General features: G+C 67.2%; 20 protein-coding genes. 15 read left to right on the forward strand and 5 right to left on the reverse strand.

Going from position 1 to position 25,233, the window contains the following annotated elements:
• The first annotated feature begins 170 nt into the window (after window positions 1-170).
• Entirely contained in the window at window positions 171-647 is a 477-nt protein-coding gene (locus tag ABZ293_RS32565) for a DUF3761 domain-containing protein (protein ID WP_355186967.1), read from the forward strand.
• 30 nt (window positions 648-677) lie between these two features.
• On the forward strand, window positions 678-1,787 hold the full coding sequence (locus ABZ293_RS32570) for a DUF1152 domain-containing protein (RefSeq protein WP_355186969.1): 1,110 nt from the start codon (window positions 678-680) through the stop codon (window positions 1,785-1,787).
• On the opposite strand, the gene ABZ293_RS32575 is transcribed toward ABZ293_RS32570, so the two are convergent.
• Entirely contained in the window at window positions 1,784-5,257 is a 3,474-nt protein-coding gene (locus ABZ293_RS32575) for an indolepyruvate ferredoxin oxidoreductase family protein (RefSeq protein ID WP_355186971.1), read from the reverse strand. The genes ABZ293_RS32570 and ABZ293_RS32575 overlap by 4 nt on opposite strands.
• Window positions 5,258-5,880: 623 nt before the next feature.
• On the opposite strand from ABZ293_RS32575, the gene ABZ293_RS32580 reads away from it, so the two are divergent.
• Window positions 5,881-7,035, forward strand: coding sequence for a lipase family protein (locus tag ABZ293_RS32580; RefSeq protein WP_355187108.1), 1,155 nt, complete (start codon window positions 5,881-5,883; stop codon window positions 7,033-7,035).
• A gap of 55 nt (window positions 7,036-7,090) precedes the next feature.
• Here the strand turns inward: ABZ293_RS32580 and ABZ293_RS32585 are convergent, their stop codons facing one another.
• Both ABZ293_RS32585 and ABZ293_RS32590 read right to left on the reverse strand, forming a co-directional pair.
• A complete protein-coding gene (locus tag ABZ293_RS32585; protein WP_355186972.1) occupies window positions 7,091-7,930 on the reverse strand; it encodes an SDR family oxidoreductase in 840 nt (279 codons plus the stop codon).
• A complete protein-coding gene (locus ABZ293_RS32590; protein WP_355186974.1) occupies window positions 7,927-8,874 on the reverse strand; it encodes a patatin-like phospholipase family protein in 948 nt (315 codons plus the stop codon). Before ABZ293_RS32590 ends, ABZ293_RS32585 begins: the two co-directional genes overlap by 4 nt.
• A gap of 69 nt (window positions 8,875-8,943) precedes the next feature.
• Between ABZ293_RS32590 and ABZ293_RS32595 the strand changes: the two genes are divergently transcribed.
• A complete protein-coding gene (locus ABZ293_RS32595; protein WP_354958122.1) occupies window positions 8,944-9,573 on the forward strand; it encodes a TetR/AcrR family transcriptional regulator in 630 nt (209 codons plus the stop codon).
• On the opposite strand, the gene ABZ293_RS32600 is transcribed toward ABZ293_RS32595, so the two are convergent.
• Window positions 9,563-10,108 (reverse strand): histidine phosphatase family protein, encoded by a 546-nt coding sequence (locus tag ABZ293_RS32600; protein ID WP_354958123.1) that lies wholly within the window; start codon window positions 10,106-10,108, stop codon window positions 9,563-9,565. The genes ABZ293_RS32595 and ABZ293_RS32600 overlap by 11 nt on opposite strands.
• 148 nt (window positions 10,109-10,256) lie before the next feature.
• On the opposite strand from ABZ293_RS32600, the gene ABZ293_RS32605 reads away from it, so the two are divergent.
• The 10 genes from ABZ293_RS32605 to ABZ293_RS32650 all read left to right on the forward strand — a co-directional run bounded on the left by ABZ293_RS32605 (window position 10,257) and on the right by ABZ293_RS32650 (window position 21,628).
• Window positions 10,257-15,089, forward strand: coding sequence for an ATP-dependent helicase (locus tag ABZ293_RS32605; RefSeq protein WP_355186976.1), 4,833 nt, complete (start codon window positions 10,257-10,259; stop codon window positions 15,087-15,089).
• Window positions 15,090-15,212: 123 nt separating this feature from the next.
• Entirely contained in the window at window positions 15,213-16,025 is an 813-nt protein-coding gene (locus ABZ293_RS32610; protein WP_355186978.1) for a DNA-formamidopyrimidine glycosylase family protein, read from the forward strand.
• Between the two features lie 123 nt (window positions 16,026-16,148).
• A complete protein-coding gene (locus ABZ293_RS32615; RefSeq protein WP_355186980.1) occupies window positions 16,149-16,364 on the forward strand; it encodes a hypothetical protein in 216 nt (71 codons plus the stop codon).
• 5 nt (window positions 16,365-16,369) lie between these two features.
• The gene (locus tag ABZ293_RS32620) at window positions 16,370-16,936 is read left to right on the forward strand and encodes a TetR/AcrR family transcriptional regulator (protein WP_355186982.1); all 567 of its coding nucleotides are present in this window, start codon (window positions 16,370-16,372) and stop codon (window positions 16,934-16,936) included.
• Between the two features lie 110 nt (window positions 16,937-17,046).
• Complete coding sequence (locus tag ABZ293_RS32625; protein ID WP_355186984.1) at window positions 17,047-17,199, forward strand: hypothetical protein; 153 nt, start codon at window positions 17,047-17,049, stop codon at window positions 17,197-17,199.
• Window positions 17,200-17,269: 70 nt separating this feature from the next.
• Complete coding sequence (hpnE, locus tag ABZ293_RS32630) at window positions 17,270-18,634, forward strand: hydroxysqualene dehydroxylase HpnE (protein WP_355187110.1); 1,365 nt, start codon at window positions 17,270-17,272, stop codon at window positions 18,632-18,634.
• A gap of 62 nt (window positions 18,635-18,696) precedes the next feature.
• Window positions 18,697-19,278 carry a TetR family transcriptional regulator gene (locus ABZ293_RS32635; protein ID WP_355187112.1) on the forward strand — a complete coding sequence of 194 codons (582 nt, stop codon included), beginning with the start codon at window positions 18,697-18,699 and terminating at the stop codon, window positions 19,276-19,278.
• A gap of 94 nt (window positions 19,279-19,372) precedes the next feature.
• On the forward strand, window positions 19,373-19,594 hold the full coding sequence (locus tag ABZ293_RS32640; protein WP_354958127.1) for a hypothetical protein: 222 nt from the start codon (window positions 19,373-19,375) through the stop codon (window positions 19,592-19,594).
• Between the two features lie 91 nt (window positions 19,595-19,685).
• Window positions 19,686-20,360, forward strand: a complete 675-nt coding sequence (locus tag ABZ293_RS32645) for a response regulator transcription factor (protein ID WP_355186986.1) — start codon at window positions 19,686-19,688, stop codon at window positions 20,358-20,360.
• Window positions 20,357-21,628: a HAMP domain-containing sensor histidine kinase gene (locus tag ABZ293_RS32650; protein WP_355186988.1), complete on the forward strand. Its 1,272-nt coding sequence runs from the start codon at window positions 20,357-20,359 to the stop codon at window positions 21,626-21,628. The genes ABZ293_RS32645 and ABZ293_RS32650 overlap by 4 nt, the downstream gene beginning before the upstream one ends.
• A gap of 3 nt (window positions 21,629-21,631) precedes the next feature.
• Here ABZ293_RS32650 and ABZ293_RS32655 read toward each other — a convergent pair whose 3' ends face one another.
• Window positions 21,632-23,365: a glycerol-3-phosphate dehydrogenase/oxidase gene (locus ABZ293_RS32655; RefSeq protein WP_355186990.1), complete on the reverse strand. Its 1,734-nt coding sequence runs from the start codon at window positions 23,363-23,365 to the stop codon at window positions 21,632-21,634.
• A gap of 262 nt (window positions 23,366-23,627) precedes the next feature.
• Here ABZ293_RS32655 and glpK point away from each other — a divergent pair, with 262 nt between their 5' ends.
• Window positions 23,628-25,148: a glycerol kinase GlpK gene (glpK, locus tag ABZ293_RS32660; protein ID WP_355186992.1), complete on the forward strand. Its 1,521-nt coding sequence runs from the start codon at window positions 23,628-23,630 to the stop codon at window positions 25,146-25,148.
• The last annotated feature ends 85 nt before the right edge of the window (window positions 25,149-25,233 follow it).

Here is a 25,233-nt window from a genome sequence, read left to right on the forward strand (position 1 = left end):
GGCCAGTCGGTTTGCAAACCGACTGGCCCGGACCATTTTTCATCGATAGGTGGCCGTACGGCGAGTCGCCACGAGTGTCGGTAACGGGCCGTCTGCTGGACCGATGGAGCGGGTAGTCCAGGCAGCACACCCACACTGACCGGCCTGGCCGCGACTTCCGTAGGGGACCCATGAGAAACCGCTTCACCGCAGTGCTCGGCATCGTCTTCGTGGGCGCGTTCGCACTCCTACTCGGCGGCTGCGCATCGCCACCGAGTGGCCCCGGCCTCGTCGCCGCGACGACGTCGACCGTAGCCAAGACCACCTCGGCACCGACGACGCCGAAGCCCGCGATGACAACGCCGGCCCCCACACCGCCGATCACGACGACCACGGCGTCGCCACCCGCCGCCGCAGCCCCCGTCGCGCCCGAGCCGATCGCCTCGCCGACCACGGCCTACCAACCGCCCGCGGCAGCCGTACCAGCCCAGCCGATCTGCGGCGACGATTCCTACCTCAACTCCGACAACCAGTGCGTCCACCGCCCACAGTCGGCCCCCGCCGCCCCACCCGGCGCCACCGCCCGCTGCACGGACGGCACCTACAGCTATAGCCAGCACCGCTCCGGCACCTGCTCCCACCACGGCGGCGTGTCCGCCTGGCTGTAGCCTTCGACGCTGATTGGTTGGTGAACGACGATGACGACAGTAGCGATCGCTGCGGGTGGGGGCGGCGACGCGGTCACGGCGGCCATGCTCGCCGACAAAATGCCAGCTCTGGGCGTGGTAGCCATCATGAGCTACTCATGGGACCGGCTGATTGTCGACCCGACACCCGGCCCGAGGACGCGGGCCGACTTCCATGGGTTGATCGACCACGGCGGAGTCTTCGAAGTGCCACCCACAGCGGCCCTGCACGGCGACGGAAAATCGACACTCCCGCGCCTTGCGGGGCATGTCGCACAACCGCTGCTGCTGATGGACATCGAGGCTGGGGTAAACGGTCTCGCGCGTCAGATCCGTTACGCGGCTTCCGCGTTCGACGCTGATGAGGTCGTGGTGATCGATACGGGCGGCGACATCCTGGCCACTGGCAATGAGCCAGGGTTGCGTAGCCCGCTGGCCGACTCTGTTGCTTTGGCCGCTGCAATTACGTCCGGGCTGCCGACTCAGGTGCTCGTCGCCGGTGCCGGTCTTGACGGCGAACTGTCCCGTGCCGAGCTCAACAGTCGGTTGAACGCTCTGGATGCGGAGATTGTCGGCGATCTGATAGCCAGGGATGCGGAAGGACTGGCGAGCATCTGGTCATGGCACCCATCGGAGGCCAATGCTCTCCTGGCCGTGGCTGCGTCCGGCTGGCGCGGCTCCGTCGAGACCCAGCGCGATGTCGTCATCGAGGTCACCGACGCGGCCACGCGCGTCTACCGGATTGCAGCCACCGCTCTTTCGGAATCGTCGCTGGCAGCGTTGCTCACGCAGACCTCATCTCTCGAAGAGATCGAGCGGTTGCTGCGTGAGCGGCGCGGATACAGTGACATCGACATCGAGCGTGAGCGACTGGAGCACCGCCGCCGACCCCAGCGGCCCACACCCGATACGCTCGACATCATCGACGACTATGTCGCCGACGCCGAAGCCCGCGGCGTTGACGCTCTAACAGTGCGCCGCGTTATCGAAATGACTCACGCGACCGACCCCTCGGCAACAGAAGCATTGCGCGTCCAGCTGGCTCACTGTCGATCGGACAACTTCAAGCCGCCACTGTACCTCGTGCGGCCGATTGCCGATGGTCGGCACGTCTGCGATTAGAGCTGTGGTGGCTCGATGCCGAGCTCCTGCAGGCCGTTTCGATAGAGTTCGACATTGGCGAGTTTGATGTCCTCGTAGCCGCGGACCATATCGGGGAGCGCGGCGGCTCGGACGGCGCGGTCGTAGCCTGCTCGGTCGAGGTCGGCGGCCAGCATGGTCACCATCTCGGAGTAGTGCGCCAGCAAGGCCCGCTCCACCCGGCGAACGTGGGCATAGCCGAAGGGATCGAACTTGGTGCCGCGCAGGCGCTTTCCCTGCGCCAGCACCCGCAACGCGAAGTGGCTGCGCGGGCCGAGGCCGATCTTCTTCTTGCGGCCCATGGCACGCAGGACGGGCGGGTGCAGCCGGTAGGTGAGGTTGGCGCCGTCGGGGAGTTGACCGGCGACCTCGTCGAGGAAGGCCGGATCGGTCAGTCGGCGGGCGACTTCGTATTCGTCCTTGTAGGCGGTGAATTTATAGAGGCCGCGGGCCACCTGCTCGCTGAACTCGGTGCGGTCGGTGACGCGCTGCTCGGCCTCCCAAACCCGTTGCACGGTGCGGACGTAATCGCGGGCCGTGCGCACGCCCTGGAAGCCGATCAGCTCAGCGGCCCGCAGTTCGAGCAGCCGCTTGGTCTCACCCGCGGCGGTCACCCCATCGAAAAGGTCTGCCGGAATGGCGATCTCGGTACGTTCGCGCACCTTGCGGCCGGTAGCGGCGGCGAATTCGGCCGGGCGGGCGATGGCCACCCGGCCCCAGCGAAATGCCGCGATATTGGCCTGCACGGCGACACCGTTGATCTCGATGGCCTCCTCGATCGCCGATGCGGGCAGGCGCAGACCACCGATCTGGTAGGCGGCGCCGATCAGCAGGAAGTTGGCGGCGGCGGTACTGCCGAACAGCACCTCGGCCGCGGCCAGTGCATCGAAGGATTGCACCGCATGCGATACCTGCTCGAGCCGGGCAAGCAGTTCGCGCTCTTCGGGATACGCGATGGTCCGGTCGTAGACCATATCGCCGGTCGGGGTCTTGCTGGTCGACGCGACGGACAGCGTGGTCTGCTTCGAGCCGTAGGCCAGATTCTTATTATCGGTGGCGGCGAGCAGGTCGAAGGCGACGATGCAGTCGGCCGAACCGGGTGCCAGCCGGTTCGCCGGTTCCAGCTCGCCACTAGCGAAACGCAGGTGCGAGACGACCGGTCCGGCCTTCTGGCTCAGGCCGATCTGATCCAGACTCGCCACCTCGTATCCGGCACGCAGCGCGGCCGTCGCCAGCACCTGGTTCACCGTCACGATGCCGGTTCCGCCGATGCCAGCGAGGAAGACATTCTGGGTCGTCGCCGGGGCGGAATTCGGCAGGTCGGGCAGCACCGGCGGCTCGGCACGTCGACTTCCCTTACGCTTCTTCGCCTTGGCCGGATCCGGCAGTTCGACGGTGACGAAGGACGGGCAGTCGCCGTCCATACAGCTGTAGTCGGTATTGCACGAGGTCTGATCGATCCGGGTCTTGCTGCCGAATTCGGTATCGACCGGCTGCACCGAGAGGCAGTTGCTCTTGACGCCGCAATCGCCGCAGCCCTCGCAGACCGCTTCGTTGATGACCACCCGGGTCCGCCGGACCGGCAGGGTGCCCCGCTTGCGTTGGCGGCGCGCGTCGGCGGCGCAGTGCTGGTCATAGATGAGCACGGTCACGCCCGGAATCTCACGCAGCGTGCGCTGCGCCTCGTCGAGCCGATCGCGGTGCCAGAGCAGGGTTCCGGCGGCGAGGTCGCGCTTGCGGTACTTCTTGGGTTCGTCGGCGCAGACGATGATCTGCCGCACACCCTCGGTGGTGAGCTTATGGGTCAGCATCGGCACCGCGAGTGCGCCCTCGGCGTCCTGCGCGCCGGTCATCGCGACGACATCGTTGTAGAGCAGCTTGTAGGTGATGTTCACCCCCGCGGCGATACAGGCCTGCACGGCGAGTTGGCCGGAGTGGAAATACGTTCCGTCACCGATGTTCTGGAACAGATGCGGCACCGTGGTGAACGGTGCCTGCCCGATCCACTGCGTACCCTCACCACCCATCTGGGTCAGCCCGGTGACCTTGCTGTCATCGCGCCCCGACATCGTCACCATGGTGTGGCAGCCGATGCCGCCACCGGCCAGCGATCCCTCCGGTACGGCGGTGGACCGGTTGTGCGGGCAGCCGCTGCAGAAGTAGGCGGCGCGCTTCGCGGGCAGCACGGCGAGCGATAGCGGCTGCGGCAAGGGACGCTTCATGTCCAGATGGCCCTGGAGCGCGCGGCGCAGCGGCGCGGCGATCCGCCCCGAAGTGAGCTCGCCGTCCTGGGCGAACAGCGGCCGGTTCGCGGCATCGCGCTTACCGATGATCTGCGGCGCGGCTGTCGTGCCATAGAGGATCTCGCGGATCTGGGTTTCGATGAACGCGGTCTTATCCTCGACGACCACGATCCGCTCCAGCCCGTCGGCGAACTGCCGGACCCGCTCGGGTGCGATGGGATACGGCATGCCGATGCGCAGCAGCCGCACGCCCGCGCGCAGCAGTGCGTCATCGTCGACGCCGAGATCGATCAGCGCCTGGCGCACGGCGTCGAATGTGGTTCCGGTGGCTGCGATTCCGACGGTGGCATGTGCCGGGTTCACCTCGATGACATCGAGTTCATTGCACGTGCTGTAGGCCTTGACCAGCTCCCAGCGCGGTCCGTACAGATCCGCCTCGGCGATCACGCTGTCGGTCGGCGCGGCCATCGGCCGCTGCAGGTAGGTGAACGGCGCACCCTCCCATTCGATCTCGGGCACGGTGATATCGATATCGCCCACCGTGCCATCGACCGTCCACGCGCCATCGGCGACATCGGCGACGATCTTCAGTGCCACCAGACATCCCGACGCCCGCGACAGTGCGACACCGTGCAGACCCATGGTGATGATCTCGCGCGCATTGCGCGGGAACAGCACCGGAATGCCCATCGCGGCCAACGAGCGCTCACTCACCGCCGGCACGGTGGAGGATTTCGAGGCCGGATCGTCGCCGACCAGCAGGAGTACGCCGCCATGGGCATTGGCGCCGTACATATTGGCGTGCCGCAGCGCATCCGTCGCGCGGTCGAGCCCGGGGCCCTTGCCGTACCAGACCCCGACAACCCCATCATGGGTCGCATTGCCCGCGGGCAGATCGGCCTGACTGCCCCACACCGAGGTCGCGGCGAGTTCCTCGTTCAAGCCGGGCACAAAGGAAATATCGTGCTCGGCCAATACATTCGGCATACCGTTCAGCATCTTGTCGACGCCGCCCAGCGGGCTGCCCTGATATCCGGAGACGAAGGTGCCGATCCGTCGTCCGGCGCGCAGATCACGAACATGCTGCTCGACGAGCTGTCGAGCGATCGCCTGGACGCCGGTGAGGACAACGGTGCCCGCGCCGACGCGGTAGCGGTCGGCAAGGTCATAGGGGGCTGGGATCAGTTCGCGGTCGGCGAGCTCGGTCATATCGTCCACCCGTCCGCTAGGCGCCGATCTGACGCTTCGCCTCGTTGAGCATTTCTTGCCGCCATACTGTCCTTGATGAGCTGAACGCACAACCGATGTCCGACGAATTGAGCAGACTGCTCAATTTCGCCTATTCACAATGGGCACGGGCTATGCAGGATGCGAGGTGAAATGTGACCTCGGACACGCGAGCGGAAATGAGCGGCGTCGTGCTCCGCGCCCGGCCGTCCAGCGGCAGTTTCGACGGCAGAAGATCGTGAGCGCGAGGCGATAGGGTCGCCTTCCACATTGTGAGGTATGTCATTTCACCGGAATCACATCGCGAAATAGCCCGGCCTTGCGCTAATTTCGCAGCGGATGGTGTCGCTTCTCGCGGCAACCGGGCGGCCGCGGAGCCGAAGGAGGTGCGAGAAGTCTGCCGCGATCGGCTCGCGTTCGGTTCGGCCGCCGGTTCCTTCTTCCGATCCGTGCAGTGAACGAGGTAGTTCGCTGCGAATCCCCGTTGTAGTGCCGGTCCGTCCGACGTCGGCCGAGGTGTCTCGGGGCCTTCGGTCGTATCGTCGGTGGCGGCTGACCATCGAAGGAAAGTCTTGTCCAGAGTTCCCTTCAGGATCGCGATCCTGATGCTGAGTATCGCCTCGCTCGGGCTGCTGGGCCTGCCAGCGCAGGCCGATCCGCTCTACCCGACCCCCGACCCCGATCCGTTCTACGGTGCACCGGCCGATCTCGGTGCGCTGAAGCCCGGCGATGTGGTGCGCACCCGCAAGATCGACACCGGACCCTATGTCGGCACCGAGGGCTGGCAGGTGGCGTTCCGCTCCACCAACTCGCAGGGCAACCCGGTCATGGGCGTGACCACCGTACTGCTCCCGGCCGGTGTCAAGAACCCACCGCTGGTCTCCTATCAGGCGCTGATCAATTCCCTTGGCACCCAGTGCAATCCATCGCGGTCGCTGTTCAATGGCGAACTGCAGGACGCGCCCGGCGCCATGCTGCCCATCGGCCGCGGCTGGGCGATCTCACTGCCCGACTATCTCGGCCCCACCTCTGCCTACGGTGCGGCGCGGTTGAGCGGCATGATGACGCTGGACAGCGTCAAGGCCGTGCAGAAGGTGGCCGACCTCGGTCTGGCCAACTCACCGGTCGCGATCGCGGGCTACTCCGGCGGCGGCATGGCCACCGCCTGGGCGGCCGCGCTGCAACCCACCTACGCCCCCGACCTGAAGCTGACCGCCGCGGTCGCGGGCGGCATCCCCGCCGATATGGAGGAGATGGCCCTCGCCCTCGGCTTCGAACCGCACCCCGGCTTCGGGTTGGCCTTCGCCGCCGCCATGGGCTTGGAGCGCGAATACCCGAACCGGCTGCCGATTTCGGATCAGCTCAACCAGAATGGTTTGTGGTTCCGCGAATTCACGCACGACGCCTGCCGTCGCTTCCTGCTGTTCCACGGGGCTTTCCGCAGTGCCGAGCAGATGGCGGCATCGAAGAGTCTGATGGACAGTCCGGAGGCGCGAGCGGTGTTGCGGGAGAACAGCTTGCGGTACTTCCCCGGAGTTCCAACGGTTCCCACCTTTATCTGGCAGGGCCGCTTCGACACGCTGACCTTCTTCAATCCGGTGGCCGAGGTCGCCGACCGCTACTGCAAGGCGGGCGCGCCGATCGACTTCCACCCCTATGAAATCGCGGAGCATATGACCACCGCGGTCGCCGGTTTCGCCGACGCGTGGAACTACGTGGAAGCCCGCTTCCGCGGCGATCCGGTCCCGACCAGCTGCTGAAAATAAAAGCGGTCCCGGAGATGTTCTCCGGGACCGCTTTTCGTGGTACGGCTGGTTATTCGATGATCGAACGAACCTGCTGTTCGTACTTCGCGCGGGTTTCGCCGTCGGCAGGGTGCAGGGCGCGGTCGCCGTCGAAGAGCCTGCGCACCAGGCGGACCGCGCGTTCGGGAGCGGCGGCCAGGGCTATGTCGATGGGGCCGAGGTAGTTCGGGACGGCTACCTCGGCCTTGCGGGTGTGGCAGGTTTGCAGGATGGCCGCGGCGACGTCTTCCGGGTCGACGGTGGGCATGCCCTTGCCGAGGGTCAGGCCCGAGGAGAGGCGGGTGCGTACCGCCGATGGCATGACGCAGCTGACGCTGACGCCCTGCGGCGCGAACTCCAAACGGGTTGCGGCGGACAGGCCAACGGCGGCGAACTTGCTGGCGTTGTAGACGGCGAGGCCGGGCACCGGCACCTTGCCCGCAAGCGAGGCGACATTGACGACGTGGCCGCGGCGGCGCTCGATCATGCCGGGCACCACGGCGCGCATGCCGTGGATGAGGCCCCAGACATTGATATCGAAGGTGGCGTGACCGACCGCATCTGGTTCGTCGAGGAACGCGCCCGCTGGCATGACACCCGCATTATTGACGAGCACGTCCACCACACCGAAGTCGGCGACAACCTTGTCCCACCGATCGCGGGCACGCACGTCGAGCTCGTATGCGCGTGCGCCGATCGCAGCCGCGGTGGATTCCGCCGCGGCGGTGTCCACATCGGCGATCGCGACCTGAGCGCCCGCGTCCGCGAACAGCTCCGCGGTCGACCGACCGATGCCGCGGCCCGCGCCGGTGATCAGTACTCGTGCGCCCTTCAGATCGATATCCGGATAGCCGTGACCGAGGATTTTCATGCGAATTCTCCTTGTTCCAGCGCCGTTCGGGTGCTGTGCAGACTGTGTTCGAATGTCGCGAGGCGGCGACGGGCGTCCATGAAGTTGGGGCCCATCACCGCGAGATCGGCCGCGGTGGCGCCGATTACCAGCACGCGGGTGCCGGCCGCGCGCAGCACGGCAACCTCGGCCGCGAGCTGGGCGCTCATCCGATTGCGCAGCTGCCGTTCCAGGAAATGGCCGGGACCGGTCGCGGCAACCTTGTCGACGGAGGCCATCGGCGCGAGCACCAGCACCTCATCGAGTTGTTGTGCCGCGAGCAGATCCACCGATGCGGTCGATCCGGCGCCGCCGTCGACGAAGCGTCGCCCCGCGATCAATACGGGCGGGAACCAGCCGGGCACCGCCCAGGATGCGCGCAGCGCCGAACCCAAGGCGGCCGGTGGCGCATCCGGTGCGCCGAACGGAACCCGTTCTCCCGTCGCGTAATCCATGCTCACCAGCCACGTCGCGGGATGGGATACCCAGGAGCGGCCCGGATTCAGCCGATCCGCCAGGTGCTGCAGCCAACTCGCATCGCCACCGCCTACCGGCAGTAGCCCGCTGCCCGCGGTCAGCAATCGCTGTCCGGTCTTCGGCGCACGCAAGCTCAGGCCCAACTCACCCAGCCGCGGCCGGGGCAGCGGTGGGAACCGTCCGGGCTCGGCCCGCATATGCGCGAGCAGAACCGGATTCGCCGACGTCCCGCGCTGCATCGCGACGAGTTCGTCCACCGCGATGCCGCTGCCGAGCATGGTGACCGTCTCCGCACCCGCGGACGTGCCGATCAGCACATCCGCCTCGCGCGGATCCCAGTCCAGCACGTCGCGGGTGGCGGCCAGCGCGGCGACGATCCAGGCGAACCCCAGCGTGCCACCGCACCCGATAGCCAGGCCGCGCCGCTGCGACCCGTTCTTGTTACCCATAGTTCCAAACACTAGCAGAATTCAAATACCTTCAGTATCTGAAATCTATCGGTACGTAGAATCCTCGGTATGGCACGTCTGACCCGGTCCGAAAGTCAGGCCCGCACCAGGGCCGACCTGATCGCGACCGCACGCGACCTCTTCCTGGCCGAGGGCTATGCGAAGACCAGCCTCGAGCGCGTCGCCGAGGAGGCGGGCTATTCGAAGGGTGCGGTCTACTCGAATTTCCGCACCAAGAAGGAGCTGTGCCTGGAGGTACTGGCGCTGATCCACGCGACGAAATTCGGCGAGGTGACCGATCTGCTCGCGGCGGGCGAGACCTTGGACGATCAGCTGGCGCGGTTTCACGAATGGGCCGAGCGAACCATCGGCGACGTCGGCTGGACCCTGCTCGAATTCGAATTCGCCACCGTTGCCCGCGACGATCCGGAACTGCAGGCCGCACTGGTCTCCAGCCTCGCCATGATGCGCGGGGCCGTCGCGGCTCAGCTGCAGACACTCTCGGACACGATCGCAATCCCACTGCCGATGCCCGCCGAAGATGCCGCGACCGCGGTCCTGAGCATGGGGATCGGCCTGGGCATGCAACGGGCCGTTGATCCTTCGATACCCGCTCGGCTGATCACCGACGCGGTACGGCTGCTCGTGACGGTCGGCGCGGGACCGCTGCGCGGGATGAGTACGAATCTCACGCCGTGAAGTGCAACGTCCATTCGCCGCGGTAGTGCAGCCGGGTGACGCTGCCCGGCGGAATGTCGATCCGCCAGAACGATTTCGGCGGCGCGTCCAGGGTCACCAACAGCGCCGCACGGATTACCGCCGGGTGGGTGACCGCGATGGTCGACATGCCCTCGGAAGCGATTTCGGCCATCCAGTACCTGGTCCGCTCGACCACATCGATCACGGATTCGCCGCCGTGGCCACGGAATTGCGGGTCGGTCAGCCAGGCGTACAGCTCGTCCTGCGGCACCGACATCAACTCACCTCCGCGCCACGCACCCGCGTCCAGATCGCGTAGTCGAGTGTCCTCCTCGCCCGGAAGCCCCATCAGCGCAGCGGTTTCCACGGCCCTGCGCTCGGGTCCGGTGAGTACTCGAGCCGCGGTCAGGCGCCCACTTGCCGCGATTGCTCGGCGACCGGCCTCGGTCAGCGACTCGTCGACTGGAAAACGTGCCTTTCGCATCGCCTCGGTCATACCATGGCTGACCAGGTCGAGTCTGAGCACCTTCTGCACGGTTGGAAGCGTACGGCGCGGCAGTGGTGGTCGTACTTCGATTGCCAACCCTTCGCTCGGGCTCCCCTGCCGCCGCGGGCCATTTGCCGGACTCGAGCGTTTCACCAGCGCCCGCTGGGCTGTCGGTGCCCAGGTGCACACTGATGCTATGGCTCAGTTCTCCACCGCGACCCAGGAGTGGTTCGACGGCGCCTTTCCCGCGCCGACGGCCGCCCAGCTCGGCGCGTGGAAAGCCATTGCCGCAGGTGAACACACGTTGGTCGTCGCACCGACCGGTTCGGGCAAGACGCTGTCGGCATTTCTGTGGGCCATCGATCAGCTGGCAACCAGGACGAAGCCGGAGGGGAAGACGACGCGCGGCACCTCGGTGCTCTATGTGTCACCGCTCAAGGCCCTGGCGGTGGACGTCGAGCGAAATCTGCGGGCACCGCTGGTCGGGGTCACCCAGACCGCCAAACGGCTGGGGCTGGATCCGCCCGCGATCAGCGTCGGTGTCCGCTCCGGCGATACCAGTGCGGCGGATCGGCGATCGATGCAGCGCACACCGCCCGACATTCTGATCACCACGCCCGAATCGCTGTTCCTCATGCTCACCTCGGCGGCCAAGGAGACGCTGCGCGAGGTCGGCACGGTCATCGTGGACGAGGTGCATGCCATTGCGGGTGGTAAACGCGGTGCGCATCTGGCGCTGTCGCTGGCTCGGTTGGATCTGCTGACCGAGCGGCCCGCCCAGCGGATCGGCCTCTCCGCGACGGTGCGGCCCCCCGAGGAGGTCGGACGATTCCTGGTGGGAAATGCGCCCATCACCATTGTCTCGCCGCCCGCGCCCAAGACCTTCGATCTGTCCGTGCGTGTGCCGATCGCGGATATGACCGAGCCGGGAGACTCCGATCAGCCCGGCTCGATCTGGCCGCATGTGGACGAGGCGATCGTGGATCTGGTACTGCAACACCGGTCTTCGATCGTCTTCGCGAACTCACGCAGGCTCGCCGAGCGGCTGACCGCGCGGCTCAACGAGGCCTACGCGGCTCGGCTCGGCGATGCGGTCGACATGGACCACAAACCGCCTGCCCAGCTGGGTGCGTCCACCGAAGTGATCCATGGCGCGGAACCGCTGCTGGCCCGCGCGCACCACGGTTCGGTGAGCAAGGAGCAGCGGGCGATCATCGAGGACGATCTCAAGAGCGGACGGCTGCGCTGCGTGGTGGCCACCAGCAGTCTCGAACTCGGCATCGATATGGGCGCGGTCGATTTGGTGGTGCAGGTGGAGGCGCCGCCATCGGTGGCCAGCGGATTGCAGCGGGTCGGGCGGGCCGGACACCAGGTCGGCGAGATCTCGCGCGGAGTGCTGTTCCCGAAGCATCGCACCGATGTCATCCATTGCGCGGTCGCCTCGCAGCGGATGACGGCGGGGCAGATCGAGGCGCTGCAGATTCCGGCGCATCCCTTGGACATTCTGGCCCAGCAGACCGTCGCGGCCTGTGCGCTCGAACCGATCGATGTCGACGCGTGGTTCGAAACCGTGCGCGGCACCGGCAGTTACGCCGCACTGCCCCGGTCGGCGTACGAGTCGGTACTCGATCTGCTCGCCGGTCGCTATCCGTCGGATGAGTTCGCCGAGCTGCGGCCGCGGCTGGTGTGGGACCGCGACGCGGGCACGCTCACCGGTCGGCCCGGAGCGCAACGACTGGCGGTGACCTCCGGCGGCGCGATTCCGGACCGTGGGCTGTTCGCGGTCTACATGGTCGGCGAAAAGGCCTCGCGGGTGGGTGAACTCGATGAGGAGATGGTGTACGAATCGCGGGTGGGCGATGTTTTCGCGCTCGGCGCGACCAGCTGGCGCATCGAGGAGATCACCTTCGACCGGGTGCTGGTCACGCCCGCGTTCGGACAGCCGGGACGGTTGCCGTTCTGGCACGGCGACGGACTCGGCCGCCCCGCCGAACTCGGCGCCGCACTCGGCGAATTCGTCCGCAAGGCCGGTGCGCACGCGCCGCGGCGAATCGAGTCCGATCCGGATTCGGATCCCGGAACCAGGGGCAACGGAAAGAAGAGCGCCCGGACGACGTCAGCCGACCCGGTGACCGACGAGCTCATCCGCGGTGCGGGCCTAGACGAAAATGCGACCGCCAACCTGGTGGCCCTGCTCGACGAACAGCGCACCGCCACCGGCCAATTGCCCACCGACAAGACGCTGATCGTCGAGCGGTTCCGTGACGAACTCGGCGACTGGCGGCTGGTATTGCATTCGCCCTACGGGCTGCCGGTGCACGCGCCATTGGCATTGGCGATCGGGGCGCGGTTGCGGGAGCGGTTCGGGGTCGATGTGTCGCCCAACGCCTCCGATGACGGCATTGTGGTGCGGCTGCCCGATACCACCGACGATCCGCTAGGTGCGGAACTGTTCGTCTTCGATCCCGATGAGATCGACGAGATCGTCACCGAGCAGGTCGGCGGGTCGGCACTGTTCGCGTCGCGGTTCCGGGAGTGCGCGGCGCGGGCGCTGCTGCTGCCCCGGCGCGATCCCGGTAAGCGCGCGCCATTGTGGCAGCAGCGGCAGCGGTCGGCGCAGTTGCTCGATGTGGCTCGGAAGTTCCCGGACTTTCCGATCCTGTTGGAGACGGTGCGCGAATGTCTGCGTGACGTCTACGATCTGCCGTCACTGCGGGATCTGCTCGGGCGGGTGGCGCGGCGTCAGGTGCGACTGGTCGAGGTGGAAACCGCGACACCCTCGCCCTTTGCCAATTCCCTGTTGTTCGACTACATCGGGCAGTTCATGTACGACGGTGACAGTCCGCTGGCCGAGCGTCGGGCCGCCGCGCTGTCCCTGGATTCGAGTCTGCTCGCCGAACTGCTCGGCCGGGTAGAGCTGCGAGAACTGTTGGACGCCAGCGTTATCGAGCAGACCGAGCAGGAGTTGCAGCGGCTCACCCCCGAACGGCAGGCGCGGGATGCGGAGGGACTGGCCGATCTGCTGCGGCTGCTCGGGCCGCTCACCGCCGAGGAGGCCGCGCTGCGGTGTGTCGGTGCGGCGGCTGCCGTTGCGCTCGACGATGACGAGCCGAGCGAGGCCGGGCCCGCTGTCGCACCGCATGGTGACGCGACCGAATGGTTCGCCAGCCTGCTGCAGGCCAAGCGCGCGCTGGAGGTTACCTTCGCCGGTCGAACCTGGTGGGTGGCGGTGGAGGACGCCGCACGCCTGCGCGATGCGCTCGGCGTACCACTGCCGATCGGCACCCCGGCCGCCTTCATCGAACCGGTCGCCGACCCGCTCGGCGATCTGATCGGCCGCTACGCCCGCACCCATGGACCGTTCACCACCGAGGCGGTGGCCGCCCGCTTCGGCCTCGGCACCGCGGTCGCCGCGACCGCGCTGCATCGACTGGTCATTGAAAAACGCGTGGTAGAAGGCGAATTCACCCCTGCTGCCAGCGGTTCGGAGTGGTGTGACGCGCAGGTGCTGCGCCGGTTGCGCCGCCGCTCGCTCGCGGCCGCCCGGCACGAGGTGGAGCCGGTCGCCACCGCCGCCTTCGGCCGCTTCCTGCCCGCCTGGCAGCACGTCGGCACCGGTGAACTGCGCGGCGTCGACGGGGTCGCGGCCGTGGTGGAACAGCTTGCGGGAGTGCCGATTCCCGCCTCCGCGTGGGAGTCGCTCGTACTGCCCGCCCGGGTCCGCGACTACTCCCCCGCCATGCTGGACGAACTGATGGCCACCGGCGAGGTCAGCTGGTCCGGACACGGTGCCATTACCGCGAAGGACGGCTGGATCGCACTGCATCTGGCCGATCAGGCACCGTTCACCCTGACCCCTGCCGACGAGATCGAGCTGTCCGAGGTGCACCTGCGCCTGCTCAGCGCATTGGGGGCATCGATCACGCCATGGACTCCCATCGATTCCGCTGGGCAGAGACCGCTCGATGCACCAGGATCGGGCACCGACCAGGTCGTATCGCTGGATGATGAGGCGGCACCGGGAGTTTCCGCGAAGCCGGACCGTCCGACGGGCCGAGGCGGTGCGCCACCGCGACTTCCGCCGGTCCTGCACGGCGGCGGCGCGTATTTCTTCCGGCAGCTCGCCGACGCCACCGGACTACTCGACGACCCACAGGTCGCGGCCGCGCTGTGGGAGCTCGTCTGGGCGGGCGTCGTCTCCGGTGACACATTCGCACCCGTGCGCGCGCTGCTCTCGGGTACGGCACGGACCACAACGGCCCATCGCACGCCGCGGCGGGCACCGCGCGGACGGGCGTATCTGCCGCGGCCGAACCTGCCGACCAGGTCGGGAGCACCCGCGGTGGCGGGCCGCTGGTCACTGCTACCGGAACGGGTGGCCGACAACACCCTGCGCGCCCACGCGACCGCCGACACCCTGCTGGAGCGCTACGGCGTGCTGACCCGCGGCTCGGTGCAGAACGAGGGCGTGCCCGGCGGCTTCGCGCTGATGTACCGCGTGCTCACCGAATTCGAGGATCGCGGCCGGTGCCGCCGTGGCTATTTCGTCGATTCGCTCGGCGGCGCCCAGTTCTCCACCACCGATGTGGTGGACCGGCTGCGCTCCTTCGATACCGATCGCGCCCGCCAAGTCACCGGCGGACCACGCCGAAGCACCGCATTCGCCTTGGCCGCCAGCGATCCCGCGAACCCCTACGGCGCCGCACTCCCCTGGCCGAAGGGTCCGTCCGAGGGCGCCGGCCACCGCCCCGGACGCAAGGCGGGCGCGATAGTCGTACTCATCGACGGCGAACTGGCGCTGTACCTGGAGCGCGGCGGCAAAACCCTGCTCACCTTCACCGAGGACCCGAACACCCGCCAAGCCGCGGCCACCGCCCTGGCCGATCTGGTGCGCGACCGCCGCGTCGACTCCTTGGTGATCGACCGAGTCGACGGAGAAACGGTGCACGGCAATACCTTCGCCGGTTTCCTGACCGAGGCCGGATTCTCGGCGACTCCGCGCGGCCTGCGACTACGGAGCAAGCCGTGACCCGACGGGGGACCACCGCACGGCCCCGGACTCCGCGGCGATGCAGGACCCGACGCGGCCGCGAGCGGACGCGTACGGAGCCGACGATGATCCGTTCGATCCCGACCGGCCTATGGTCGAACCATGCCTGAAGGCGACACCGTTTTCCTGACCGCGGCTCGACTGCGGCTCGCTTTGGCGGGAAAGACGCTGATCCGCAGCGACTTCCGGGTGCCGCGCTATGCCACGGTGGATCTGGTCGGACAGCGGGTCGAGGGTGTCGCCAGCTATGGCAAACATCTTTTTGTCAGGACCGACGAGGTCAGCGTGCATACCCACCTGAAGATGGAGGGCGAGTGGCGGACCTACTGCGCCGGTGAGCGATGGACACGACCGCCGGTCACCGCCCGGCTGGTGCTCGGCACCGACGACACCGAGGCGGTGGGCTTTTCGCTCGGTACCGTCGAGGTACTGCGGCGCGCGGACGAACACACCGCCACCGACCATCTCGGTCCGGACCTGCTCGGCGACAACTGGGATGTGACCGAGGCGGTGCGGCGGCTGTCCCGGTATCCGGCCCAGCCGATCGGCCTTGCCCTGCTCGACCAGCGCAATCTGGCCGGCATCGGCAATATCTACCGCAGCGAGATCTGTTTCCTGCGCCGCGTGCACCCGGCCACCCCGGTCGGCGCGGTCCCTGACCTGCTCGCACTGGTGCACGAGGCGCATCGCGTACTCACCAAGGCCGCCACCGAACCGCCATGGCGGCCACTGGCCTACGGCCGGGCCCGCCGCCCGTGCCAGCGTTGTGGCACCCGCATGGTCGTCCATCTGCTCGGCGAACCCGAAGCCGAGCCCAAGCCCGGCCGAACCGCACGGATCACCCAGTCCGACCGCATCACCCAGCGCGAGCGCGGCATCTACTTCTGCCCGCGGTGCCAGCCCGAACCCACCTGAGCGCCGTCGCACACAAGAGTCAGCAGATTCATTTGCCATTCAGTTGCTAACACTTGTCCAATCTTCAACGACTAGCACCTTGGCACACGGACAAGCAACGAGGAGCTGGCAAGAGTGATAGCAATGGGCACGGACGCGCGTCGCGCGATCGCGATTGCCAGTCGGCTGTTCACCGCGCTGCTCGCCATCGCCGCGACCGCGGTTTTCAGTTATCTACTCCTGCACGCACTTTCACCCGTCGGCGACGCGAGCACCCCGCAACCAACACCACCCACCACATCGACGGTGCGTCAGTTTCCAGAGCTCACTAGACCGGTCGTCATAGTTCACGTACCGTAAGGCAGGTGGCACCTCGCACCGACTCGCGCCAACGCTTCATCGATGCCGCGGCCGACCTCTTCCATACCCAGGGCTATCACGCCACCGGCTTGAATCAACTCGTCAGCGCCGGCGGTGCACCCAAGGGCTCGCTGTATTTCCACTTTCCGGGCGGCAAGGAACAGCTCGCCGCGGAGGCCCTCGCCCAGTCGGGCAAACAACTGCACGACCAACTCGACGCGATCCTCGCCAATGGCGGTGATATCAATGCCGTCTTCGACGCCCTGACCGCACCGCTGGTCGATTCCGACTTCGAACGCGGCTGCCCGATCGCGACCATCGCACTCGACGCCGGACGCGCGAGCGAACCGATCAGGCAGGCCTGCGTCACCGGTTTCGAATCCTGGCGGGTGTCGATCGAAAAGTTCCTGCGGGACAGGGGGATCGACCGACCGCGCGCCGCCGAATTATCCACCGTCGCGCTCGCCATGATCGAGGGCGCCCTGCTGCTCGCCAAGACCCAGCGCGATTCCGCCCCGCTGCGGGCGGTCGCCGCTCATCTGCGCACCACCTTCGAACAGGAACTTTCCTGATGCGAGTGCACCACCTCAGCTGCGGAACCATGCGCCCACTCGGCGGGCGACTCGTACTTCCATCCCGGCGTCCTCGATCTGGTGCGTCCGCGTCAGCCCATCGGACGGCGATGTTCGAAAAGAGTGCGCAGACACTTCCGGCCACGCGCATCGAGAATCAGCGGCGGATGGGCGAACTCGTGCGCGACCACGGCGATGGGGTCACGGTGTTCTCCACGCACAGCTCGATCGAATTCCATGCGCTGGACCAGGTTGTCGTTTAGAGGACCCCGAAACCCTTGACGGCCCAAGCACTCCCGGTTAACTTGCAAAGTGTAAGTTAACCGGGAGGGCATCGTGCAGGATCCGCGGCAGTACGTGGTCATCGGTGGCGGCCTGGCCGGACTCGCATCCGCGGTCTGGCTGGCCGAGGCGGGCAAGCAGGTCATCCTGTTGGAACGTCGTGGCAGACTGGGCGGCCGGACGCATGCGATGAAGGTCGACGCGGTCGACGACCTCACCGATAACGGCCAACACGTGATCGCCAGCGGTTATGAGCATCTGTTCCGCTATCTGACCAGCGTCGGCACCCGCGAACACGTCGCCTTCCCGCACGGTGGGACGCTGCGCTGGCCCGGCGGGCGCAGCGTATTCATGTCGACCAAGGGCTGGGGCGCATGGCGCACCCTGTTCGGCGCACATCCCGACGCGAGCCTGCTCGATCGGCTGCGCGCGGCCCGCGCCACCGTGCGACTGGGCTGGCAGAGCCTGCACCAGCCCGCCGACCTGGCCGACCTCACCACCGAACAGTGGTTCAACCGGGTGGGTATGCCCGCCGCGGCGCGAGAAGCGTTGTGGGACTGGCTCGCTCTCGGTCTCGCGGCCGAGCCGGTGCAGCAGGAATCGGCCAAGATCCTCGCCGATTTGCTGGCAACCGGCATCCGGCTCGGAATCGAACACCGCAGGGCGGTCACCATCGGCTACCCGACCACCGACCTCGATACGCTCTTCATCAGCGGCGCCCAAAGGGTTTTCGAGAAATTCGGTGTCGAGGTCCGGCACCGCGCGGTGGCTCGCCGCATCAATATCGACAATGGCGCAGTGACCGGGGTGGTACTCGCCGACGGATCGGTCGTCCCGGCCGATGCCGTCGTCTGCGCGGTGCCGAATTCGAATATCGGCGGACTTCTCGACGAACTGCCCGAACATGCCGAAATCTACGCCGCCGCGGACAAATTGGGCTACACGCCGATTGTCAGCACCAACCTATACCTGGACCGTCCGCTCGGCACCAAGGCCGAATTCGAGGCGCTGATCGGCGGCACCGGCATTATCGACGAGGTCTTCGACCGGCAGTTGATGACCGGCCGCGGCACCGAGCGGGCCTGGCTGTACTGCCTGACCACCAGCGGTGCCTACGAACAGATCCACAAGACCAACGAAGAGATCCTCGACGAGCAGATGCGACTGCTGCGCCGCTACTACCCCGCTGCGGAAAACGCGAAGGTCGTTCAGGGACATGTGGTTCGGCTGCCGAAAGCAACCTTCTCGCAGGTAGTCGGCACCCACGGCCTGCGCCCGGACCAGCGCACCTCGATACCGACGCTGGTACTGGCCGGTGACTGGACCGCGACCGACTGGTCGGCCACCATGGAGAGCGCGGTGCAGAGCGCCGCCAAGGCGGTGGATCTGCTGCTTGCGCTACGGTCAGTGCCGTGACCACGGAGCGCTCGACGTCCGAGCACCCCAGCGCGAAGCCATGCACTACGCCCAAGCGCCGCATGTCCGCGGCCGACCGGCGCGCACAGCTACTGGACGTGGCGCGCGATATCGTCGCCGCCGAAGGCTTCGGCGCGGTGAGCATCGAGCGGGTCGCGCGCGCGGCACAGGTCGCGAGAGCCCTTGTGTATCAGCAGTTCACCGATCTGTCCGGGCTGATGACCGCCCTAGTGGATCGGGAATCGGCGATCGCACTCGCCGGCATCGGCAGTGTCGATCGGACCGGCACCGCCGACGACGTCGATGAGCTCGGCCGCGGCATCCTCGCCTATCTGCACACCGCGCCGACCAGTTGGCGGATCATTCTCAGCCCACCCGACGGCGGACCACCCGATCTGCGCGACCGGCTCGAACTCGGCCGGGCCTATGCGCGGGCCATCGGCGCGCGGCAGCTGTCGCGCTATGCCGGGGTCACGGTCGATCCGAACGGCGCGACCGAGCGCATCCTCCTCGCGGCATTGGAGGAGCTGGCCCGACTACACCTGGCCGATGCGCAGCAATATCCGGATGAGCTTGTGCTGCACTATATTCGGTCCCTCGTCTCGTGGGCGATTCACGTCGAGGCACCGAAAGATACGCACTGAACTGCGGTTTCACCTACATCACGAAATTCTCATGGACGCATTGGTTTTCTTGTTCCAACGCGGGAACGACCCGCGAGAACGAGAGGAAACGACCATGAAGATCCGCTCCGCAATCGCCGCCGGAATGTTCGCCCTCGGTGCCGTCGCCGCGGGCGCCGGTGTTGCCTCGGCCGCGCCGACCCCGATGCACACCCCCTTCATCGGCAACTACGCGACCTACGATGCCTGCGCCGCCGACGGGAATTCGCCGAAGACCGGTGGCACCCAGTGGGAGTGCCGCGAGGTCGCCGACGGCTGGGATCTCTACACCTACTGAGCACCACGTGCGGATCGAGTGGCCGGCAGGGGGTCGGCCACTCGGACTCCGCCCTGCGCACGGAGTGCGAAGTACCTTATTCTCGGACCTCGTGCGGGTGCTGGTGATCGAGGATGATGCGGGTCTTGGCAACGAAGTCGCCGCGGGACTGCGTTCGGCCGGTTTCGCGGTCGACCTCGCACCCAACCTCGCGGATGCGGATTTCAAGATCTCCGTCAATGTCTATGACGTCCTCGTCGTCGATCGTGGCCTGCCCGACGGCGATGGCCTGCAATTGGTTTCGGCGCATCGGTCCAGGGGCCAGCGGGTTCCGGTGCTGATGCTGACCGCCCGCGACGCATTGGCCGATCGCATCGCCGGATTCGATAGCGGCGCCGACGACTATCTCGTCAAACCCTTCGCACTGCCCGAACTCGCGGCGCGGGTCCGGGCGCTGTCGCGGCGGCGCGAGCATCCGGCACCGGCCCGGATCCTGCTCGGCGATATAGATATCGACCTGCCGCGCCGTCGGGTGCAGCGCGCGGGCATCCTGCGCTCGCTGACGCCGAAGGAATTCGCCGTCCTCGAACTGCTCGCCACCCGCGCCGGCAACGTCGTCTCGCGCTCGGAGCTGATCGAATGCTGCTGGGACGAAATGGCCGAACCCGCATCGAATGTCGTCGACGCCGTGATCGCGCAACTGCGCCGCAAGCTCGGCGCACCGCCGGTCATCGAAACCGTGCGCGGCACCGGCTTCATGATCGGAAGTGACCCATTCGCACCTTGATCTCCACGGCGGACGCCCGCCCCGCCGTGGCCCGGCTGCGCCGCACCCGCTGGCAGCTCACCGCGCTGATCACCGCGATCACCGCGACCTGTCTGATCATTCTCGGCGTCGTCGCGGCGACCATCGACGCCCGCTCACGCGCGAGCGCCCTCGATGATTCCCTCGATCGGGTGGTGAGCGGGCTCGTCCGTGCTGTCGAACTGCCCGAGGGCGAGGAAACCGTCGATGTGAGCCAGCTCGAGAACGACGCACTCGCCAACGGTGAGACGGCGGTGCTGGTGCTCAGTTCACCGGGCGATGGCAAGTGGCAGGAGGACTTCGCACATCTGCGCTCCTGGCTGCCCAAGGACGACGGCGCCGCGGGACTCGCCGATGATGCCGACCTGGCCGATGAAACCATCTTCCGCGACGGATACGACGGTGCCGGTCGCCCGGTCCGGATCGCGGCGACACCGATCACCTGGGAGGACTCCAAGACCAAGGCGGTCGTCATCGCGGGCACGAATCCCGGTATGTTCGACCGTGATCGGGCCCTGCTGATCTGGGGGCTCGTTGTCGGCGGGCTCACGCTGGTCGCGCTGTCCGCGGTGGCCGGACATCTGCTCTCGAGTCGGAGCATGCGCCAGGCCATCGTCATGCTCGAAGAGCAGGAGCGCTTCCTCGGCGACGCCGCGCACGAATTGCGGACACCGCTCACGACTCTCGGATTGGTCACCGCGCCGCGCCGTCGCAATCCGCACGAGGTCGAGCGGGCGCTGGTCGATGCCAGGGCGCTGGGCGCACGGATGGAGCGGATCGTCGCCGGACTGTTGGCGCGCGCCCGGATGCAGGCGGGCGTGACCACCATGGAGCAGGTGCAGCTGCTGCTGGATCAGCTCACCGAATCGGTGGTCGAAGAGTTCCCGAAGGCCGGTATCGTGCTGCGGGCCGATCCCACTGTGGTGGTGGGCGATCCGAATCTGTTGAGCCTGGCGGTGCGCAATCTCATCGAGAACGCGATCACCCACGGCGCGGTCAATCGTGGTGCGCCCGTTGAGGTGCATGTGGCCGACGGCCGCGTCAGCGTGCGCGACCACGGCGCGGGCCTGACGCCACAGCTGTCCAGCAATCCGTTCCAGCGCGGGGTGACCGCCGGTCGCGGCAGCGGCATCGGACTGGCCCTGGTGGCGTGGATCGCCGAACTGCACGGCGGCACCGCGACAATGGAACCGGCCGCCGGTGGCGGCACCATCGCATCGATCGTGCTGCCACCACCGCCGATCGGGTGATCCTCAGGTGTCCAACGGGACCGGTTCCAGAATCTCCGGGCGCGGTTCGGGGGCCACGATGCGCAGTGCGTCGGCGGATTCGTCGTCCGGCTGGGTCTGGGAACGGATCTCGGCCGCGACCCGGGCTTGGTAAGTCCTTACCTCCCAGTCGATTTCGTCATTGTCCCAGCCGAGCACCGGCGCAACCAGCCGGGCCACCTGCTCGGCGCAGTTGGCGCCGCGGTGCGAATATTCGATCGAGATCCTGGTCCGGCGGGCCAGAATGTCCTCCAGGTGCAGCGCGCCCTCCGCCGCCACCGCGTACACGGCCTCCACCTGCAGATACGATGGTGCGTCCATAATCGGTTGCAGCAGTTCGGGTTTGCCATCGGCCATGGCCATCACCTCGTCGATGAGCGAGCCGTAGCGATCGAGCAGATGCTTGATCCGGTACGGATGCACGCCGTATGCATCGGCAAGCTGCACCGTCTGATTGATGAGCGCGAAATAGCCGTCGGCGCCGAGCAGCGGGACCTTCGCGGTTATGGATGGCGAGACGCGCGCCGGAATATCCTGGGCCGCTTCGTCCACCGCGTCATAGGCCATTACCCGGTAGGTGGTGTACTTGCCGCCCGCGATGCCGACCAGCCCCGGTGCCACCCGCGCGACGGCGTGCTCACGCGACAGCTTGGATGTCGAATCGCTTTCGCCCGCGAGCAGAGGCCGCAGACCCGCGTAGACGCCGTCGATATCGCCGGGATTAAGCGGAGTGACCAGCACCTGGTTGACCCGGTTCAGCAGATAGTCGATATCGGCCCTGGTCGCCGCCGGATGGGCCAGATCCAGATTCCAGTCGGTATCGGTGGTGCCGATGATCCAGTGCGCACCCCACGGAATCACGAACAGCACCGAAGTGGCGGTGCGCAGAATGATCGCGGCATCACTGACTATGCGGTCGCGCGGCACCACGATGTGCACCCCCTTGGAGGCGCGCACGTGGAAGCGACCGCGATTGTGCGAGAGCGCCTGCACCTCATCGGTCCAGATCCCGGTCGCATTGATCACCACATGCGCGCGGATCTCGCCGGTGCGCCCGTCCTCGCTGTCGCGCACCTTCACCCCGACGAACCGGTCGGCCTCGCGCAGGAAACCGACGACCTGGGTGGAGGTGCGGATCACCGCGCTGTAGTGCGCGGCGGTGCGGGCGACCATCATGGTGTGGCGGGCGTCGTCGACGACGGTGTCGTAGTAGCTGACGCCGCCGATCAGCGAATCGCGGCGCAGGCCGGGGGCCAGCCGCAATGCGGCGTGCCGGGATAGATGATGTTGGCCGGGAACGGATTTCGCGCCGCCCATGGTGTCGTAGAGCACCAGTCCGGCCGCCACGTACGGGCGCTCCCAGCCGCGATGGGTCAGCGGGTAGAGGAAGCGCAGCGGTTTCACCAGATGCGGCGCGAGGGTGGACAGTGCGAGTTCGCGCTCCCGCAGGGCCTCGCGCACCAGTCCGAATTCCAGTTGCTCCAGGTACCGCAGACCGCCGTGGAACATCTTCGAGGACCGGCTGGAGGTGCCGGAGGCGAGATCACGCGCCTCGACCAGCGCGACCTTCAGACCACGGGTCGCGGCATCGAGCGCGATGCCGGAGCCGACCACACCGCCACCGACGACGACCACATCGAAGTGATCCTTGCCGAAGCGCTCCCATGCCGTCGCGCGCTGCTCGGGACCGAGGAACTGCGATTCCGGTTTCTTGTTCATGCTCGACTCCTCCCGCCGACGCGGCGTCGGGGTGTAGACGGCGTTTGTGGTCTTCGGGCATTCGCTCGAGCTGCACGGTAAAGGCGGTGTTCTGTTGTACAGGCTAAAGGAGTCGGCCGGGATCCGGGCCGGGGCCGAAGCCGTGTCGCCAACCTACGCTACCCGCCGGTAACCGATGCCGACACTAGTCCGGCAACCCGCTGGCCGCGATGTGATGCGCGGTTCCCCACGCGGACCGCGCCGCTTTTAGTAGCCTGCACAAATGCGTCGCTATGTGGCCGCCATCGATCAGGGCACGACCTCGAGTCGGTGCATCATCTTCGACCGGCAGGGCCGCGTCGTGGGTGTCGCGCAACGCGAGCACGAGCAGATCTTCCCGCGGCCGGGCTGGGTCGAACACGATCCGAAAACCATCTGGCGCAATACCGAATTCGTACTCGGCGAAGTGTTGCGGAGCACGGGTATCGCCGCCGATGAGATCAACGCGGTCGGGCTCACCAATCAGCGCGAGACGACGGTGGTGTGGGATCGGGCCAGCGGCAAGCCGATTCACCACGCGATCGTCTGGCAGGACACCCGCACCGATCGTCTGGTGACCGAACTCGGCGGCGAATTCGGCCCGACGCGCTACCAGGACCGCACCGGTCTACCACTGTCCACCTACTTCGCCGGGCCGAAAGTGCGCTGGATCCTCGACAATGTCGAGGGCGCGCGGGCACGTGCCGAGGCGGGCGAGCTGTGCTTCGGCACCATCGACAGCTGGGTGCTGTGGAATCTCACCGGTCAGCACATCACCGATGTGACCAATGCGTCGCGCACCATGCTGATGGATCTTCGTACGCTGCAATGGGATCCGCAGCTCTGCGCGGAATTCGGCGTGCCGGAGTCGATGCTGCCCGAGATCCGCAGCTCATCGGAGATCTACGCGGAGATCGGCTCCGGCCCGCTGGCCGGGATACCCGTCGCGGGCATCCTCGGCGATCAGCAGGCGGCGACCTTCGGCCAGGCCTGCCTATCCCCCGGCGAGGCCAAGAACACCTATGGCACCGGCAATTTCATGCTCCTCAACACCGGAACCACACCGGTATTCAGCAAGCACGGACTGCTCACCACGGTCTGCTACCGGCTCGGCGGCGAGGCGGCGGTATACGCGCTGGAGGGATCCATCGCGGTGACCGGCTCCCTGGTGCAATGGTTCCGGGACAATCTCGGCATCATCTCCACCGCCGATGATATCGAGCCGCTGGCCCGCAGCGTCGAGGACAACGGCGGCGCCTATATCGTCCCCGCGTTCTCCGGCCTGTTCGCGCCACGCTGGCGCCCGGACGCCCGCGGCGTCATCGCGGGCCTGACCCGCTTCGTCAACAAGGGGCATCTGGCGCGGGCGGTATTGGAGTCCACCGCATTTCAGACGCGTGAGGTGATGGACGCCATGCGCGCCGACGCCGAATCCCAGCAGCTGCGGCTCGAACTGACCACCCTCAAGGTCGACGGCGGCATGGTCGGCAACGATCTGCTCATGCAATTCCAATCCGACATTCTCGACGTCCCGGTGGTGCGCCCGGTCGTCAACGAGACCACCGCACTCGGTGCGGCCTACGCGGCCGGGCTGGCCGTTGGGCTATGGGAGAGCACCGATGACATCCGGGCCAACTGGGCCGCGGATAAGACCTGGCAACCGTCGATGTCGGCGGCCGACCGCGAAACCCAGCTCGCCGCTTGGAACAAGGCCGTGGAGCGCACGTACAACTGGGTGGGCTCGCCCGCTTCCCCGAATAGCTAGCCGATCCTCGGGCGCGTCGAAAGTCGCGGCGCGGGCCGGCGGTAGAGTGCCACGGCGGGTCCCGGTCGTACCCGGTGAGTTACCC

This window comes from Nocardia sp. NPDC005998 (genome assembly GCF_040614395.1).
Taxonomy (GTDB): Bacteria; Actinomycetota; Actinomycetes; order Mycobacteriales; family Mycobacteriaceae; genus Nocardia.

Coding starts and splice junctions, on each gene's coding strand:
- ABZ293_RS32565 (WP_355186967.1), top strand. CDS start 171: ATGAGAAACCGCTTCACCGCAGTGCTCGGCATCGTCTTCGTGGGCGCG.
- ABZ293_RS32570 (WP_355186969.1), top strand. CDS start 678: ATGACGACAGTAGCGATCGCTGCGGGTGGGGGCGGCGACGCGGTCACG.
- ABZ293_RS32575 (WP_355186971.1), bottom strand. CDS start 5,257: ATGACCGAGCTCGCCGACCGCGAACTGATCCCAGCCCCCTATGACCTT.
- ABZ293_RS32580 (WP_355187108.1), top strand. CDS start 5,881: ATGCTGAGTATCGCCTCGCTCGGGCTGCTGGGCCTGCCAGCGCAGGCC.
- ABZ293_RS32585 (WP_355186972.1), bottom strand. CDS start 7,930: ATGAAAATCCTCGGTCACGGCTATCCGGATATCGATCTGAAGGGCGCA.
- ABZ293_RS32590 (WP_355186974.1), bottom strand. CDS start 8,874: ATGGGTAACAAGAACGGGTCGCAGCGGCGCGGCCTGGCTATCGGGTGC.
- ABZ293_RS32595 (WP_354958122.1), top strand. CDS start 8,944: ATGGCACGTCTGACCCGGTCCGAAAGTCAGGCCCGCACCAGGGCCGAC.
- ABZ293_RS32605 (WP_355186976.1), top strand. CDS start 10,257: ATGGCTCAGTTCTCCACCGCGACCCAGGAGTGGTTCGACGGCGCCTTT.
- ABZ293_RS32610 (WP_355186978.1), top strand. CDS start 15,213: ATGCCTGAAGGCGACACCGTTTTCCTGACCGCGGCTCGACTGCGGCTC.
- ABZ293_RS32615 (WP_355186980.1), top strand. CDS start 16,149: ATGGGCACGGACGCGCGTCGCGCGATCGCGATTGCCAGTCGGCTGTTC.
- ABZ293_RS32625 (WP_355186984.1), top strand. CDS start 17,047: ATGTTCGAAAAGAGTGCGCAGACACTTCCGGCCACGCGCATCGAGAAT.
- ABZ293_RS32635 (WP_355187112.1), top strand. CDS start 18,697: ATGTCCGCGGCCGACCGGCGCGCACAGCTACTGGACGTGGCGCGCGAT.
- ABZ293_RS32640 (WP_354958127.1), top strand. CDS start 19,373: ATGAAGATCCGCTCCGCAATCGCCGCCGGAATGTTCGCCCTCGGTGCC.
- ABZ293_RS32655 (WP_355186990.1), bottom strand. CDS start 23,365: ATGAACAAGAAACCGGAATCGCAGTTCCTCGGTCCCGAGCAGCGCGCG.
- glpK (WP_355186992.1), top strand. CDS start 23,628: ATGCGTCGCTATGTGGCCGCCATCGATCAGGGCACGACCTCGAGTCGG.